This is a genomic window from Labrys sp. WJW (assembly GCF_001676615.1).
Classification (GTDB): Bacteria; Pseudomonadota; Alphaproteobacteria; order Rhizobiales; family Labraceae; genus Labrys; species Labrys sedimenti.
The window spans coordinates 1-13,606 of sequence record NZ_LYXZ01000045.1; the positions used below are offsets into that span (position 1 = coordinate 1).

13 protein-coding genes are annotated in these 13,606 nt (G+C 64.8%); 3 read left to right on the top strand and 10 right to left on the bottom strand.

Annotated elements, in window-relative coordinates; all coding sequences use genetic code 11:
* Positions 1-196: 196 nt before the first annotated feature.
* Positions 197-604 carry a heme-binding protein gene (locus tag BA190_RS25385; protein WP_068294334.1) on the bottom strand — a complete coding sequence of 136 codons (408 nt, stop codon included), beginning with the start codon at positions 602-604 and terminating at the stop codon, positions 197-199.
* Entirely contained in the window at positions 597-1,373 is a 777-nt protein-coding gene (locus tag BA190_RS25390; RefSeq protein ID WP_068294337.1) for an SDR family oxidoreductase, read from the bottom strand. Before BA190_RS25390 ends, BA190_RS25385 begins: the two co-directional genes overlap by 8 nt.
* 90 nt (positions 1,374-1,463) lie before the next feature.
* On the opposite strand from BA190_RS25390, the gene BA190_RS25395 reads away from it, so the two are divergent.
* The gene (locus BA190_RS25395) at positions 1,464-2,369 is read left to right on the top strand and encodes a LysR family transcriptional regulator (protein ID WP_068294340.1); all 906 of its coding nucleotides are present in this window, start codon (positions 1,464-1,466) and stop codon (positions 2,367-2,369) included.
* Positions 2,370-2,382: 13 nt separating this feature from the next.
* Here BA190_RS25395 and BA190_RS25400 read toward each other — a convergent pair whose 3' ends face one another.
* From BA190_RS25400 to BA190_RS25430, 7 genes are all read right to left on the bottom strand, one after another.
* Positions 2,383-3,306, bottom strand: coding sequence for a MerR family transcriptional regulator (locus tag BA190_RS25400; RefSeq protein WP_068294343.1), 924 nt, complete (start codon positions 3,304-3,306; stop codon positions 2,383-2,385).
* A 182-nt stretch (positions 3,307-3,488) separates the two neighbouring features.
* Positions 3,489-4,076 carry a hypothetical protein gene (locus BA190_RS25405; protein ID WP_068294346.1) on the bottom strand — a complete coding sequence of 196 codons (588 nt, stop codon included), beginning with the start codon at positions 4,074-4,076 and terminating at the stop codon, positions 3,489-3,491.
* A gap of 79 nt (positions 4,077-4,155) precedes the next feature.
* Positions 4,156-4,899, bottom strand: a complete 744-nt coding sequence (locus tag BA190_RS25410) for a hypothetical protein (protein WP_068294349.1) — start codon at positions 4,897-4,899, stop codon at positions 4,156-4,158.
* A 112-nt stretch (positions 4,900-5,011) separates the two neighbouring features.
* The gene (locus tag BA190_RS25415; RefSeq protein WP_068294352.1) at positions 5,012-5,533 is read right to left on the bottom strand and encodes a transcriptional repressor; all 522 of its coding nucleotides are present in this window, start codon (positions 5,531-5,533) and stop codon (positions 5,012-5,014) included.
* 93 nt (positions 5,534-5,626) lie between these two features.
* A complete protein-coding gene (locus BA190_RS25420; RefSeq protein ID WP_068294354.1) occupies positions 5,627-6,916 on the bottom strand; it encodes a glutamate-5-semialdehyde dehydrogenase in 1,290 nt (429 codons plus the stop codon).
* Between the two features lie 179 nt (positions 6,917-7,095).
* On the bottom strand, positions 7,096-8,676 hold the full coding sequence (locus tag BA190_RS25425; RefSeq protein ID WP_068294357.1) for a DHA2 family efflux MFS transporter permease subunit: 1,581 nt from the start codon (positions 8,674-8,676) through the stop codon (positions 7,096-7,098).
* 245 nt (positions 8,677-8,921) lie between these two features.
* Entirely contained in the window at positions 8,922-10,250 is a 1,329-nt protein-coding gene (locus BA190_RS25430) for an HlyD family secretion protein (RefSeq protein WP_082980033.1), read from the bottom strand.
* A gap of 332 nt (positions 10,251-10,582) precedes the next feature.
* Here BA190_RS25430 and BA190_RS25435 point away from each other — a divergent pair, with 332 nt between their 5' ends.
* Positions 10,583-11,239, top strand: coding sequence for a TetR/AcrR family transcriptional regulator (locus tag BA190_RS25435; RefSeq protein ID WP_068294360.1), 657 nt, complete (start codon positions 10,583-10,585; stop codon positions 11,237-11,239).
* A 286-nt stretch (positions 11,240-11,525) separates the two neighbouring features.
* Here BA190_RS25435 and BA190_RS25440 read toward each other — a convergent pair whose 3' ends face one another.
* The gene (locus tag BA190_RS25440) at positions 11,526-12,242 is read right to left on the bottom strand and encodes a hypothetical protein (RefSeq protein ID WP_068294362.1); all 717 of its coding nucleotides are present in this window, start codon (positions 12,240-12,242) and stop codon (positions 11,526-11,528) included.
* Positions 12,243-12,382: 140 nt separating this feature from the next.
* Here BA190_RS25440 and BA190_RS25445 point away from each other — a divergent pair, with 140 nt between their 5' ends.
* Entirely contained in the window at positions 12,383-13,522 is a 1,140-nt protein-coding gene (locus BA190_RS25445) for an AraC family transcriptional regulator (RefSeq protein ID WP_068294365.1), read from the top strand.
* The last annotated feature ends 84 nt before the right edge of the window (positions 13,523-13,606 follow it).

The following is a 13,606-nucleotide window of genomic DNA, read 5'->3' on the forward strand; positions in this document are numbered from 1 at the left end:
TCGCGCCGAAAAGTGGGTGCCGGTTTTCGGCAAAAGAGATGCGACAACAAGAACTTACAGCATCGAGTCTGATTCACAGATCAGGCTCGATGCTGTAGTTCTGGATTGCTTCGCTACGCTCGCAATGACGGTGGTCTATCGGTCAAGCTTCAATGCCGTTGGCATGATTCAGGAATCAGGCCCGTCGCCTTTGGCCTCAACCCGGCTTCGCAATGGCCGATCGGGCAAGAGCAGCGTCCTGTTCGGGGCTGCCACCGGATACCCCCAGCCCGCCGATCAAGGCGCCCTCGGCGTCGAACAGAGGCACGCCTCCTCCCATGAGGAGCAGACCGCCAGTGTGGATGTGGTCGAAATGCGCAACCGGCTGGCCGATCTGCAACGGTGCATTCAGGGTTTCGGTGGGAGCCTGGAACATCACCGAGGTGCGCGCCTTGGCGAGGGCAAGTTCGTTCGATGCCAGCCAGGCGCCGTCCATGCGGGAGAAAGCCACCAGGTTCGCGCCCTTGTCGAGTATCGCGAAGACCGCCTTCATGCCGGCCTCCTTCGCGGCGTCACGGCCCCGAGCCAGGATATGATGGGCATGGTCGAGCGTGATTTCAGGCATTCTGGGTCCACTCCGTCTCCTGCCACTGCCTGGCGGCCTTGATGGTGTCGAGGGGACGCATGGTGCGATAGAGATGTTCCTCGGCCGGAATGATCTCGACCATGGCATCGATCATCTCCTGCGGATCGTTCTGGTCCGCGAGGGCGCCCGTGAAGTCCGGCATGGGCACGACAGCGCTGCCGGCGTCATACCATTGGCTGTGGCTCTCCGCGCCGGTGTCGTTGAAACCGGTGCCGAACACGCCCGGGTTCACGGTCGCGACCTTGATGCCGAAGGGGGCCAATTCGGCCCTCATCGAACCGGCGATGGCCTCGATGGCGTGCTTGGTGGCGCAATAGATGCCGACGAAGGGAATGACGAGGATGCCGCCCATCGAGGAGGTCCACACCACCTTGCCGGATTTGCGCGCCACCATCTTCGGCACGATGGCCTGCGCCAGCTTGAGATGGCCGAAGACGTTGATCTCGAACGACTCGCGCACGCGTTGCATCGGGATGTCGACGACGGAGCCGCTTTCCATCACGCCGGCATTGAGCACGAGGATGTCGGGGTCGTAGCCCGCGGCATGCGCGATATCGACGTCGTCGAGAAGATTGAGCTTGATGACTTCGAGCTTGACACCGGCAGCCGCGGCGTCGGCGCGTAGGCTGCGCACCAGGGGCCAGGCTTCGGCGGTCGCGACGACCTGGTGTCCCTGGCGGGCAAGCTCGATCGCCGCGCCGCGGCCGAAACCGGAGCTCGCGCCGGTAATCAGGATTTTCTTCGACATGGTCTTCCTCCGTTCTCGATGATCGAGATCCGGGCGCTAGCCTACGGAGTCTTGACTGCTGCAACAATCTCGCCAATTCTTGATGTTGAGATGAGAGATATTCATCAATTAAAGAGCGCCGACCTCTTCGCGCTCACCGTGTTCCTCTCGGTTGCCGCGCATCGCAGCTTCCGTGCGGCGGCGGTCGAACTCGACGTCACGCCCTCTGCAGTCAGCCATTCGGTCAAGAGCCTGGAACAGCGCCTCGACGTCCGCCTGTTCAACCGGACGACCCGCAGTGTCTCCCTCACCGATGCGGGGGAACGTCTCGCCGCCAAGCTCCGGCCGGCGGTATCCTCGATGACCGAGGCGCTGCAGGTGGTCGATGATTTCCGCGAGACGCCGAGCGGAACGGTGCGGATCAATTCCAGCGAAGGCGCGATCCGCCTCGTCCTGCTGCCGGTGCTGGCACGCTTCGCGCGCGACTATCCCCAGGTCCATCTCGACATCGTCAGCGACGGCAGGCTGAGCGACGTCGTTGCCGACGGCTTCGATGCCGGCATCCGGCTGGCCGAGGCGGTGCCGCAGGACATGATCGCGGTGCGCCTCACCGAAACCGCGCGCTTTGCCGCGGTGGCGTCGCCGGGTTATTTCGCGGCCCACGGCCGGCCGACGGTGCCGCAGGACCTTCATCGCCATGCCTGCATCCGCTTCCGCTTCGACAGCGGTGCGATCTATCGCTGGGAATTCGAGCGTCACGGCACGACGGAGACGATCAATGTCTCAGGGCCGCTCACATTGACCGACCAGCCCCTGATGGTCGAGGCGGCGATCCTGGGCATCGGCATTGCCTTCGTGCCCGACCATCTCGTCATCGACGCCCTGGCTGACGGGCGCCTCGAACGCGTCCTCGACGACTGGTGCCCGGCCTTTCCGGGCCTGTGCCTCTACTATCCCGGGCACCGCCATGTTTCGGCCGGGTTGCGCGCGCTGATCGCCGCCATTCGCGCAAGATGACGGCGCGCCCAGTTCACAGCCGGTTCGACAGGGCCTCGACGATCCAGCCCCATTCGCTGGCAGCGAGCTGGCCGGGCGGGTCTCCGCGCAGGATCGCCATCAACTCCAGATAGCCCCGCGAACGGGCATGGTGTTTGCGGTATTGCTCGAGCTGCCAGTCGAGGAAAGCCTGGTCCGGCTCTTTCTTCATTGCCTGCGCCGACTTCTGCAGCCATGTCTCGGCAATGACCCTGCCGGTGTCCGAATTCGGCGCGATGCCCTTGGCCATCGCCTCCCGCACCTCGGCGAAGGTCTCGTCTGAAACCTGGCGATAGGCGGCAGGGTCGAAGCCGTCATGCCATAATTGCTGCATGCTGGCCCGCATCTCGTCGATATAGGCCTTGTCGGTCAGGATGCCGGTGAGCTCCGTCCAGGCGTCGATCTGTTCGGGGCTGGGATCGTCGGGCAGATCCGGGGTGGAGGCCTCGATCATCCTGGCGCGCCAGGCCGGATCCATCCGGGCGCCGGCGCCGACCTCGTCATAGAAATTCTCGATGGTCGTGCGGAACTGGTTCTGGGAAAGGGCGGTCACGGTCCACAGTCTCCTCAAGTCTTGCGGGGTGGGATCGGCGAGCTTCAGCGTGGCGCGCAAGGCGGCGGCGATGTGGCGCTTGGCGGAGATCTCCGCCTCGATGGCTTCCAGGCGCAGGGCCAGGACGTCGGTGAGGCCGAGGCGGCGGGCGATGAGGCGTGCGATGTCGCCGAGCTTCACGCCGGCATCGCGCAGAGCGAGGATGAGATCGAGCCTGGCCCGGTCCGCCTCCGAATAGACGCGGTACCCGCTCTCGGCCCGTGCGGCGGGCGGGAGGAGTTCCTTGTCGGAATAGAAGCGAATGCGCCGGACGGCGATGCCGCTTAGCCTGGAGAGCTCGCCGATGGTGTAGGTTTTCTCGCTCATGGGGCGGGTTGTACGGGCTCCACCAAGTGGAGAGTCAAGCGGTCATGATTCCGGGTGCGCGGACGTCTCGTCCGCTCCTGGAAACGTCGTGCTTGCAGGAAAGGGAAAGCGGCCGTCGCGACAAGCGGCAACGCCGGTTGTGCGGCTACGTCAGAATGCTTGAGTGCATCGGGTTCCTGTCCTCAGCCGCCTCTATTCCGTATGGCCTGGCGGATTTCGGTATCCGTCGGGAAGCCGGGAGGAGACCATTCGTCGACACCGCCCCGATAGATCTCGATCGAGGGCCCGGCACCGTCGAGCTTGTCGGCGAATTTGTACACCGCCCAGAAGGCCGCGCTGCGATGCAGCGGCTCTGGAGGTTGGCAGACCGCGTGCAATTTTCCACCCTGTTGCTGCCAGATCGTCGTGGTGGTGGCATCGTAGACGATGTTCTTTTCTCGGCAATCCGTGCGCCAAGGCGGGGTTTGCCTCAAAAAGGCGCTGAACCGAGCCACTTCATCGGGAGAGAGACGAAAGCGATAGCGCACATAAAGCGCGTCGTTCCCCTGGGACGTTCCGGTGGCGCTTCTGTAGGTTCCCAGTCGGTACTTTTGAATAAAGCTGTCGCCATCCGCCGACAACCACAAGCGAAAGCTGCCCCATGCGTTTTCGGCAAAGATACCGAAGCTGCCGAATGACGGGTTCTTGTCCTTCGCCGATGCAGGGGCGGTCGCGGTACCAAAGACAAGGGTGAGGGCCAGCAGCAAGGCCGATGCGGCACGGCGGGGCATGAGGGGCGACCTTTCAAGGCGATGACGATGAAACGGTACGCTTGAGGATGCTACTGAGGTCGTCGTGCGATGCGCGATGTCATTCCCGCCAGTTCTTGGGATCGCTCACCGGATCGAGTGGCCGGGAAAGGTGCTTGACGGGCCGGGACGGCAGGGCCTGGGCGGTTTGCCAGGGGCCGGGCTGGCCGGCCTGGCGATGCCGGCGCCAGCTTTGGAAGGCAAAGCCGGCGTCGGAGAGCATCTGGAAGATGAGCATGACGGCGATCGCCGCCGAGGCGACCAGGCCGGGTTCGACGCCGGCGTCCGTCGTGGCGGCGGGGGTGGCGACTGGGGTCGTCGGGCCGGCAGCGGCCGCAACGGTCCGTGCGGTCGGCGCAATCTCGACCGTGGTCTCGCGCCAGTCACGGTAATTGGCCTTGAAGGCCTTGAGACCTTTGAAAGGCGCGCAATGCTGGATGGCGCGCAGGACAAGGCCTTCGGCGGCGCCGTCCGCGACCGCACCCATCGGATCGATCACTTGCGGCTTGCCGGCGAGACTGCCGTCGACCTTCAAGGACAGCTTGATCCACAGAGGTTTGTCGACAGGTTGCGCCTGGGGCCAGCAGGCCCGAATGGCCTGCATCACGGTTTCTCGCGGTCCCGCCGCCGACACGGTTTGTGCCGCAAAGGCATATGTTGTCAGGACGTCGATGATCAGGGTGAAAAGCAGGAGGAGAAGCAGGGTCCGGCTGCGGGAGAGGTCAAGCTTGACCAATGGTTCTGGTCCGCCGTTGAACGGCGTGGCCCCGCAACCCACCAGGCCGAACCCCATGCGCACAGCCATGACACCCTTATGCCGCCAGTCCGCCGAAGATGCACTTGCCGGCGGGGATTTTGCAAGAGGGTACAGGGTCTTATGCGGGCAGGGGCCTGCTGGAGAGGTCGGATGTCGTGTCTCAGCCCGCCGCCTTGGCCCGGCAGTGGCGGCAGATGCCGGCGAGCTCGATGACCTGTCCGCGCGGGGTAAAGCCGATGGCGCCGGCGGCGGTCGCGAGGGCCTTGCCCACGGCATCGGATTCCGCTTCGCCCACGGTGCCGCAGCTCTCGCAGATCAGGAACATCACCACGCTGCCATCCTTGTGGTCATGGGCGCAGGCGATGAAGGCGTTGCGGCTTTCGATGCGATGGGCAAAGCCCTGTTCGAGCAGGAAATCGAGAGCGCGGTAGACCGTGATCGGAGCCGGGCGCTTGCCCTCGCCATCTTCGAGCTTCTCGATCAACTCATAGGCGCCGATTGGCTGATGGGTGGCGGCCAGCGCTTCCAGTACCTGCCGGCGGATCTGGGTCAGCCGGACGCCGCGCTCGGCCGAAAGACTCTCCGCCCGCGCCAGCACAGTCGAACTGCAATGGCTGTGGTCATGGCCCGGCTCGGCGAAGACCGGGGCTGGCTCGTGATCGTGGGCGTGGCGGTGGGCCATAGAAACCTCTCGCCCGATATGTAGCAATGGCAGGCCGGTTTTGCCAGCTTCCGGGGGAATACAGTCATTCCCTGAGATACCCGCGATCCCGGATTAAGGCCGCACCGTGCCCTGGCCCTTTACCCGGTATTTGAACGAGCAGAGCTGCTCGGCGCCGACCGGGCCGCGGGCATGCATGCGGCCGGTGGCGATGCCGATTTCGCCGCCGAAGCCGAATTCGCCGCCGTCGGCGAACTGGGTGGAGGCATTGTGCAGCACGATGGCCGAATCGACCTCGGCGAGGAAGCGCTGGGCGGCGGCCTCGTCGTCGGTGACGATGGCATCGGTATGGTGTGAACCGTAGCGCTCGATATGGGCGAGCGCCGCATCGAGGCCTGAGACCACCTTCACCGAGATGATGGCGTCGAGATATTCGGTGGCCCAGTCGGTGTCATCGGCCGGCTTCACATGGGGATCGACGGAGAGGGTGCGCGAATCGCCTCGCACTTCGCAGCCGGCCTCCAGCAACGCCTTGACCAGCGGCTTGAGCAAGACCGGCGCTACTGCCTGGTCGACCAGCAGGGTTTCGGTGGCACCGCACACGCCGGTGCGGCGCATCTTGGCGTTGAGCATCACGGCGACAGCCATGTCGAGCGAAGCGCCGGCATGGACATAGGTATGGTTGACGCCTTCCAGATGGGCGAAGACCGGCACGCGGGCCTCCGCCTGTACCCGGGAAACCAGGCTCTTGCCGCCGCGCGGCACCAGCACGTCGAGATTGCCATCGAGCCCGGCCAGCATGGCGCCGACGGCGGAGCGGTCGGGGGTGGGCACCATCTGGATGGCTGCCTCGGGCAGACCGGCGGCCTGCAGGCCGGCGCGCAAAGCTTTGGCGATCTCGCTACAGGTGCGGAAGCTCTCCGAGCCGCCGCGCAGGATCGCCGCATTGCCCGCCTTCAGGCAGAGGGCACCGGCATCGGCCAGCACGTTGGGGCGGCTTTCGAAGATCACGCCGACGACGCCGAGCGGGGTCGAGACACGCTCGAATTCCAGGCCGTTAGGCCGCGTCCAGTTCGCCAGCACCCGGCCGACCGGATCGGGCTGGGCGGCGACCTCACGGATGGCTGCGGCGATGCCGGCGACGCGCTTCTCGTCGAGGGTGAGGCGGTCGACATAGGAAGCGATCTGGCCGCGGGCGAGCGCATCGGCGACATCCAGCGCATTGGCGGCGAGGATGGCGGCCTCATTGGCGAGGATGGCCTTGGCCATCGCTTCGAGCGCTGCATTCTTGGCTGGGGCCGGGGCGAGCGCCAGGATCCGCGCGGCCGACCGGGCCGCCTGTCCTGCTTTGCGCATGACGGCAATGACGTTGCCGTCTTCCATTCCCCGGTTTTCGTCGGGCATGGTTCACCCTGTCGGTTTTTCAAAAGATCAGGCTGACGTGGTTAGGCCGGATCGACGGTGGTTGCAAGGGTTTGGAGCGCGGACATCTTGTCCGCTCTTCCTCTCTATTGGGCACAGCGGTCTTAAGAGCGGACATCGCGACATGCCTTCATGTCGCTGAGATGTCCGCACTCCAGGGATCAATGCCCGCCGCCGCCACCGCCGCCCGCCATCTGCGGCTTCTTCAGCATGAAGATGGAGAAACTGAGCAGGCCGAACAGCAGGGTCAGCAGCAGGAACACGTCGGAGAACGCCATCACCAGCGCCTCGCGCCGCATCAGCCCGACCAGCCTGGAGACGGTCATCTGGTCGGCTGCCGCGCCGAAGGCGACGAAGCCGGCCTTCATATTCTCATAGGTCTGCATGACGCTGTCGCGGCTCCAGTTCACCGCCTCGCCCAGACGCGACAGATGCAGGTCCTGGCGCTTGTTCAGGGCGGTGTTGATGATGGCAAGGCCCACCGCGCCGCCGAGGTTGCGCATCAAATTGAACAGGCCGGAGGCGTTCTTGATGCGCGCCGGCGGCAGGGTGCCCAGTGCGATGTTGGAGATCGGCACCATGCAGATCATCAAGGAGACACCGCGCAGGACCTGCGGCAGCAGGATCTCGTAGAAATCCCAGTCATGCGTGATGCCGGTCATGATCCAGGTGCCGGCCGCAAAGCCGATGAAGCCGCCGGCGATCATCAGCCGCGGATCGACGAAACGGGTGAGATTGCCCGCGATCGGCGCGGTGAAGAACATGCACAGGCCGGTGACGAACATGGTCTCGCCGATCATGCGCGAATCATAGCCGCGCACGCCGGCAAGATAGACCGGGAAGAGGTAGGTGAGGCCGTAGAGGCCGACGCCCAGCACGAAGGACAGCAGCGAGCCGGTGGCGAAGTTGCCGTCCTTGAAGGCGTAGAGATCGACGATGGGCTGCCTTGCCAGCAACACGCGGGCGAAGAACACCACGGCGCCGACGGCCGCGAGCACGGACATCACCAGGACGGGCGTTTCGGCGAACCAGTCATGGCCCGGCCCTTCCTCCAGCGCATATTCCATGCCGCCCAGGAACACAGCCATCGAGATCAGGCCGGTCCAGTCGAAATTGCTGAGCAGCGACAGGTCCGGCTCGTCGAAATCGACCATGGCGAAGGTCATCAGCGTGACGATGATACCCGGCACCACATTGATGAAGAACAGCCAGTGCCAGGAGATCGCATCGGTGAGGATGCCGCCGACGGTGGGTCCGATGGTGGGGGCGAGCGTCGCCACCAGGCCGATCATCGGCGAGACGATGGCCTGCTTGGAACGCGGGAAGATGGTGAAGGCGGCCGCGAACACGGTGGGGATCATGCCGCCGCCGATGAAGCCCTGCAGCGCGCGGTAGATGATCATCTCGTTGATGTTCGTCGCGGTGCCGCACATGAAGCTCATGAAGGTGAAGCCCGCGCAGGACACCGCGAAGGTCCAGCGCGTCGAGAAGGCGCGGGAGAGAAAGCCAGAGAGCGGGATCATCACCACTTCGGCCACCAGATAGGCCGTCTGCACCCAGGGGATCTCGTCGCCTGAGGCGCCGAGGCCGGCCTGGATCTGGGGCAGGGAGGCGGAGACGACCTGGATGTCCAGGATCGCCATGAACATGCCGAACACCATCGCCAGGAAGGCGATCAGCTTGCGCTTGTCGATGGTTTCTTCGGCAGGAGCCGGTATGGCAGTGGCTGTTGCGGTGGCCATGGCGGCCTCCCTGGTCGTTTCGCGCCATCGGTTACCGAAAGAGGCGCGCGAAAGCCTTCTCCACGCAGTGGGGAAGGTGGCATTTCGAAGAAATGCCGGATGGGGTGCGGGCCGCTCGTGCTACCTATCCGGAGAGGGTGTCACAAGCGGGCCACACCCCATCCGACCCGGTTTTGCCGGTCCCAGCGCACACAAGTTGTGTGCGCGACTTCCCCGCTTCGCGGAGAAGGCTTTTTCTGGCCGCTTTACCCCTTCGGGCCGGTGCGGCTGTCGACCGTCACCACCACCGACAGGCCGGGACGCAGCTTGCCGCTGAGGGCGATGTCGGCAGGAACTTCGATACGCACCGGCACGCGCTGGGTGATCTTGGTGAAGTTGCCGGTGGCGTTCTCGGGCGGCAGCAGGCTGAAGACAGAGCCGGAGGCCGGCGAGAACTTGCCGACGACGCCTTCGAAGGTATTGCCGTCCATGGAGTCGACCGAGACTTCCACCTTCTGGCCGGGCACCAGGGGGGCGAGCTGGGTTTCCTTGAAGTTGGCGGCGACATAGATGCTCTTGAGCGGCACCAGCGCGATCAGGCGCGAGCCGGGCGAGACATATTGGCCGGGCTGGGCGGCACGGTTTCCGACCACGCCGTCGGTGGGAGCGCGCACCACAGTGGCGTCGAGGTCGTTCTGGGCCTTGGTGATGGCGACATCGAGTTCCTTGGCGCCCTGCTCGGCCTCGGCTTTCTGGGCCTGCGTCACGGCGAGATTGGCCTTGGCCGCGATCACATTGGCCTGCGCGCTGTTCAGGCTCGCCTGGGCATTGGTGAGGGTGGCATTGGCGCTGGCAAGGCCGGCATTGGCCTTGTCACGGTCGGCGGTGGCCTGGTCGAGCGTGGCCTTGGAGCCGAAATCCCGGGCAGCCAGCGCGTCGGCGCGGTCGAAGGCGGCATTGGCGCGCACGATTTCGGCCTTGGCCGAGGCGACGCCGGCCTGGGCCGACTCGATGCCCGCCTTGGCTGAAGCGACGCCGGCATTGGCGGTTTCGATCGCCGCCTGCTGGGCCACGACCTGCTGGTCGATACGGGCAATGGTGGCGTTCTGGGTCGCGCGCTTGGCCTTGGCGGATTCGAGCGCGGTGCGATAATCGGTGTCGTCGAGCTTGGCGATGACGTCGCCGGCCTTGACGCTGTCGCCGTTCTGCACCGGCACGCTGTCGACATAGCCCGAGACCTTCACGCCCAGGGTGGACACGTCGGCCTGCACATAGGCGTCATCTGTCTCGACCATGAAGCGGCCATTGGTCCACCAGTCATAGCCGTACCAACCGCCGGCGGCGAGCGCGACGACCAGCAGGATCGGCAGGACGGTGCGGGCCTTGGATTTCTTCTTGCCGGCCGTGGCGGCAGGCTTGGACTGCACCGGAGCCGCGGGCGCTTCGGCCTTCGGGGCCTCCGCCTTTCCCGTCTCGGGCGCTGCCGGCGCGTCGGTACGCTGGCGCTCCAAGGTCACGACATTGTCGGTAGCGTCGGCCGGGCCGGTGGCTCCCTGGCCACCCGGAACGGCATTGTGGTCGCGAGCTGCGTCCATCGTGGTCTCCCAACCGGAAGGTGAGACGCCCCTGGACAACTCGAAAAAGTTGCCTGCAAAACCAGACCGTGTTGATCTTGCCCCGGAGCATTCTACGATTTGGGTGGCTATGCCGAGGATCGCAAATATGCATTAGAACAAAGGCTTGGAGTAAAATGCGTTTCCATGGAAACGCGCTTTGCTCCGGTCGACAAGATCAATACCGTCTGGCTGGGACTGTCAGGATCGAACCGAACGGTTCAGTCAGTTTTCGTTGACTATCATGTTGCGCTGCGATACGCAATAAAAATCGAACCGAACGGTTCAGTCAATTTTTTGGAGGGATTTCCGTCATGCTCGCCGAAAGCCCGGCACCTGGGAAAGAGCCGGCTACCGACCCACCGGCCGCCGACAATGCCAAATGCCGCCAGATCGTCGATGGTGCGCGTCGTGTCTTCCTGGCCCATGGTTTCGAAGGCGCCAGCATGAACGACATCGCCAAGGAGGCAGGCGTCTCCAAGGGCACCCTCTATGTCTATTTCGAGAACAAGGAGCGGCTGTTCGCGGCGATCGTCGACGAGGAGCGCTCCTCCCATGTCGAGCGCATCTTCGAATTCGACTACAATTCGCCCGACGTCGAAGGCACGCTGCTGGAGCTTTCCGCCGCCATCACCGCCTTCATCTGCCAGCCGCGCATCATCTCGGCGATGCGCGCCGTGATGGGCATCACCGAGCGCATGCCCGATATCGGGGCTCATTTCTACAATGCCGGTCCCGGCCATTCCCGCAAGCAACTGGCTAGATATCTCGATCTGCGCGTGGCCGCCGGCCAGCTCGAGATCGACGATACGGAGCTGGCCGCCGCCCAGTTCCTGGAAATGTCGCACGGCCCCCTGCTGAAACCGATGTTCTTCATGGCCAACAACACGCCGCCGACCAAGGCGCGCATCCGCGAGGTGGCGCAGTCGGCGGTGCGGGTGTTCATGGCCGCCTATGGCGTGAAGAAGTAACGGGCGGGTCTTTTGGCCGCTTTGTCACGGCCAAGCCGGATAGGGCGCGACGAGCCCTCTCCATGAAGCGGGCTTTGCATTTCCGGGTGAAATGCATGGGGTGGCCGAGCGAAGCGAGGTCGGGAGGGGGCGGCGGGCAGAGCTCTCCTTTCTCAGAAGATTGCAGGACCGTCGCGCCATCGCGTTATGCCTGGCGCATTGCACGCCACACCCCCTCCATCACGACTTCGTCGTGACACCTCCCCCAGCTTCGTGGAGGAGGTTTGTGGCGCCACTTCCTGATCGATCATTCCCCGCGGATGCTCACCCGCAGGAAATCACCCTTGACGGTGATGGCCGGCTTGATGCCCGGCTCGTTCGGCAGGGCGCTGTCGACCAGCGAGGCGTGGCCGCTCACCGCGTAGTTCACTGCCTCCGCGCCGGCGAAGCGCAACTCGGCGTCGATGGCATTGCCGCCGAGGTCAATGCTCTCGTCTTGCTCGATGCGGGCATAAGAGAGGCGAGCCCGGATGGCGTTGCCCTCGATCGAGACGTCGTGCGCATGACCGTCCAGCGCGATATCGCCGGCCCGGCTCTTGATGTCGAGCGAGGCGAAGCTGCCCGACAGGCGGCTCGAGGTTGCGTCCTGCTCGATGGAGACGGCGACGTTCTCGGGCAGGGTGGCGGTGAGTTCGAGCCGGCAATCGGAGGCGCCGAACCAGGCGCGGCTGCCGGTGTCGACCCGCAGTTCGGTGCCTTCGAGCCGGATCGAGCCGACATTCTCGCAGCCATTCGAAGCCCAGCTCGAGCGCCAGAAGGCGAACCAGCCGTCCGGCTGGCCACGCAGCTCGGCGCGATAGGGGCCGTCGCGGCTGGCGCTCAGCCGGATCAGGCCGGCTGGGCCGGTGATCGTCACCGCCGTCACCGAGCTGACATCGAGTTGGCCAAGGCTGGAACGAGCCCCGCCGGGGGCCATCCAGGCGATGGCAATAACCAGGGCGGCAATGCTCAAAAGCGTTCGCATGGCGGTCTTTCCTCGTGGAATTGTGGAAAGACCAAGCCGAAATCCGCCACATCCGGCGACCTCGATCGCGATCGCGGACGAATGCGAACATGATCGGGGACAGAAATGGTGTAGATTCGTCCCGTTTCCGGAAGCACCAAATGATCTTCGTGCCCTTGCCCTTCGTCAGCGCTTTGCTCTTTGCCATCCTCCTGGTGCAGATGGTACGGCAGGGCGATCGTCCGTGGCGCGACAATGCCTTTTTCCTCTTGCTGCTTGGTTTCGCGGTGCTCTCGGTGCTGCTGGGCCTGCGCTGGGGCTACGGGATCAGGACTTTCATCCCGCTTCAGGCCATGCTGGCCGCGTTGACGCCGGCCTTGGCCTGGCTTGCCTTTCGCGGTCTCACCGCCGAAGGTCCGGCGTTGCGCTGGGCCAAGGTCTGGCCCCATCTCCTGCCCGCCGGCCTGGTCGGGCTGCTCTTTGCGATCTCGTCCGTGTCGATCGACCTCGTGGTCATCCTGGCGTTCCTCGGCTACGGCCTCGCCTTGACCCGCTTGGCGCTGGCCGGCCCGGACGCGCTGATAGCGCCCCGGCTGGACGGCGTGTTGCGGTCTTATCGCGCGCTGCAGATCACCGCGGTGGCCTGCCTTCTCTCCGGGCTGACGGATATCGTCATCAGCCTCGACATGCGTTGGATGGGAGGTGTGATTTCCGAGGCCATGGTATCCGGCGGCAACGTCGTGGTGCTGCTGGTGCTGGGCGCTGCCGCCGCCTCGGCAGGATCGACGGCGCCGGCGGAGGAGGCCGAGCCGCCGGTTGCCGAACCGCCTGCCCAGCCGGGCAGCGACGAGGACAAGGCGGTGGCGCTGGCCCTCGACGCCCTGATGGCGGACCGCCAGCTCTACAAGGATGTCGACCTCAATCTCGGGCGGCTCGCCCGGCGGCTGAATCTGCCGGCGCGGCGCGTTTCCTCTGCCGTCAACCGCATCCACGGCATGAGCGTGTCGCACTATGTCAACAAATACCGGATCGAGGAGGCCTGTCGCCTGCTGGCGGCTACCGATACGTCCGTCATCCAGGTGATGATGGAGGCCGGCTTTCTCAGCAAGTCCAATTTCAACCGCGAGTTTCTGCGCCTTACCGGCGTCAGCCCGATTGCCTGGCGGCGGGGGCAGCGCTCTGTGCCGATCGGGAGCATCGAGGTCGGCAAGCAAAAGGCCCCGCCGTGGCGGGGCCCCAAAACACAACGCGACATTACGCAACGCGACTTGACGCAACTCGAACGCAACGCAACTCAGTAGCAGACCCGTACGCGAGCCCAGTGACCGCCATAATAGTCTTCGACCCAGCGCTTCTGGATGGTGCAGCGGCGATACTGGCGGTAG

Excerpts from the sequence above, each read along its gene's own strand:
- BA190_RS25445 (WP_068294365.1), top strand. The coding sequence starts at position 12,383 with ATGATCTTCGTGCCCTTGCCCTTCGTCAGCGCTTTGCTCTTTGCCATC.
- BA190_RS25385 (WP_068294334.1), bottom strand. The coding sequence starts at position 604 with ATGCCTGAAATCACGCTCGACCATGCCCATCATATCCTGGCTCGGGGC.
- BA190_RS25405 (WP_068294346.1), bottom strand. The coding sequence starts at position 4,076 with ATGCCCCGCCGTGCCGCATCGGCCTTGCTGCTGGCCCTCACCCTTGTC.
- BA190_RS25410 (WP_068294349.1), bottom strand. The coding sequence starts at position 4,899 with ATGGCTGTGCGCATGGGGTTCGGCCTGGTGGGTTGCGGGGCCACGCCG.
- BA190_RS25430 (WP_082980033.1), bottom strand. The coding sequence starts at position 10,250 with ATGGACGCAGCTCGCGACCACAATGCCGTTCCGGGTGGCCAGGGAGCC.
- BA190_RS25390 (WP_068294337.1), bottom strand. The coding sequence starts at position 1,373 with ATGTCGAAGAAAATCCTGATTACCGGCGCGAGCTCCGGTTTCGGCCGC.
- BA190_RS25425 (WP_068294357.1), bottom strand. The coding sequence starts at position 8,676 with ATGGCCACCGCAACAGCCACTGCCATACCGGCTCCTGCCGAAGAAACC.
- BA190_RS25435 (WP_068294360.1), top strand. The coding sequence starts at position 10,583 with ATGCTCGCCGAAAGCCCGGCACCTGGGAAAGAGCCGGCTACCGACCCA.
- BA190_RS25415 (WP_068294352.1), bottom strand. The coding sequence starts at position 5,533 with ATGGCCCACCGCCACGCCCACGATCACGAGCCAGCCCCGGTCTTCGCC.
- BA190_RS25420 (WP_068294354.1), bottom strand. The coding sequence starts at position 6,916 with ATGCCCGACGAAAACCGGGGAATGGAAGACGGCAACGTCATTGCCGTC.
- BA190_RS25400 (WP_068294343.1), bottom strand. The coding sequence starts at position 3,306 with ATGAGCGAGAAAACCTACACCATCGGCGAGCTCTCCAGGCTAAGCGGC.
- BA190_RS25395 (WP_068294340.1), top strand. The coding sequence starts at position 1,464 with ATGAGAGATATTCATCAATTAAAGAGCGCCGACCTCTTCGCGCTCACC.
- BA190_RS25440 (WP_068294362.1), bottom strand. The coding sequence starts at position 12,242 with ATGCGAACGCTTTTGAGCATTGCCGCCCTGGTTATTGCCATCGCCTGG.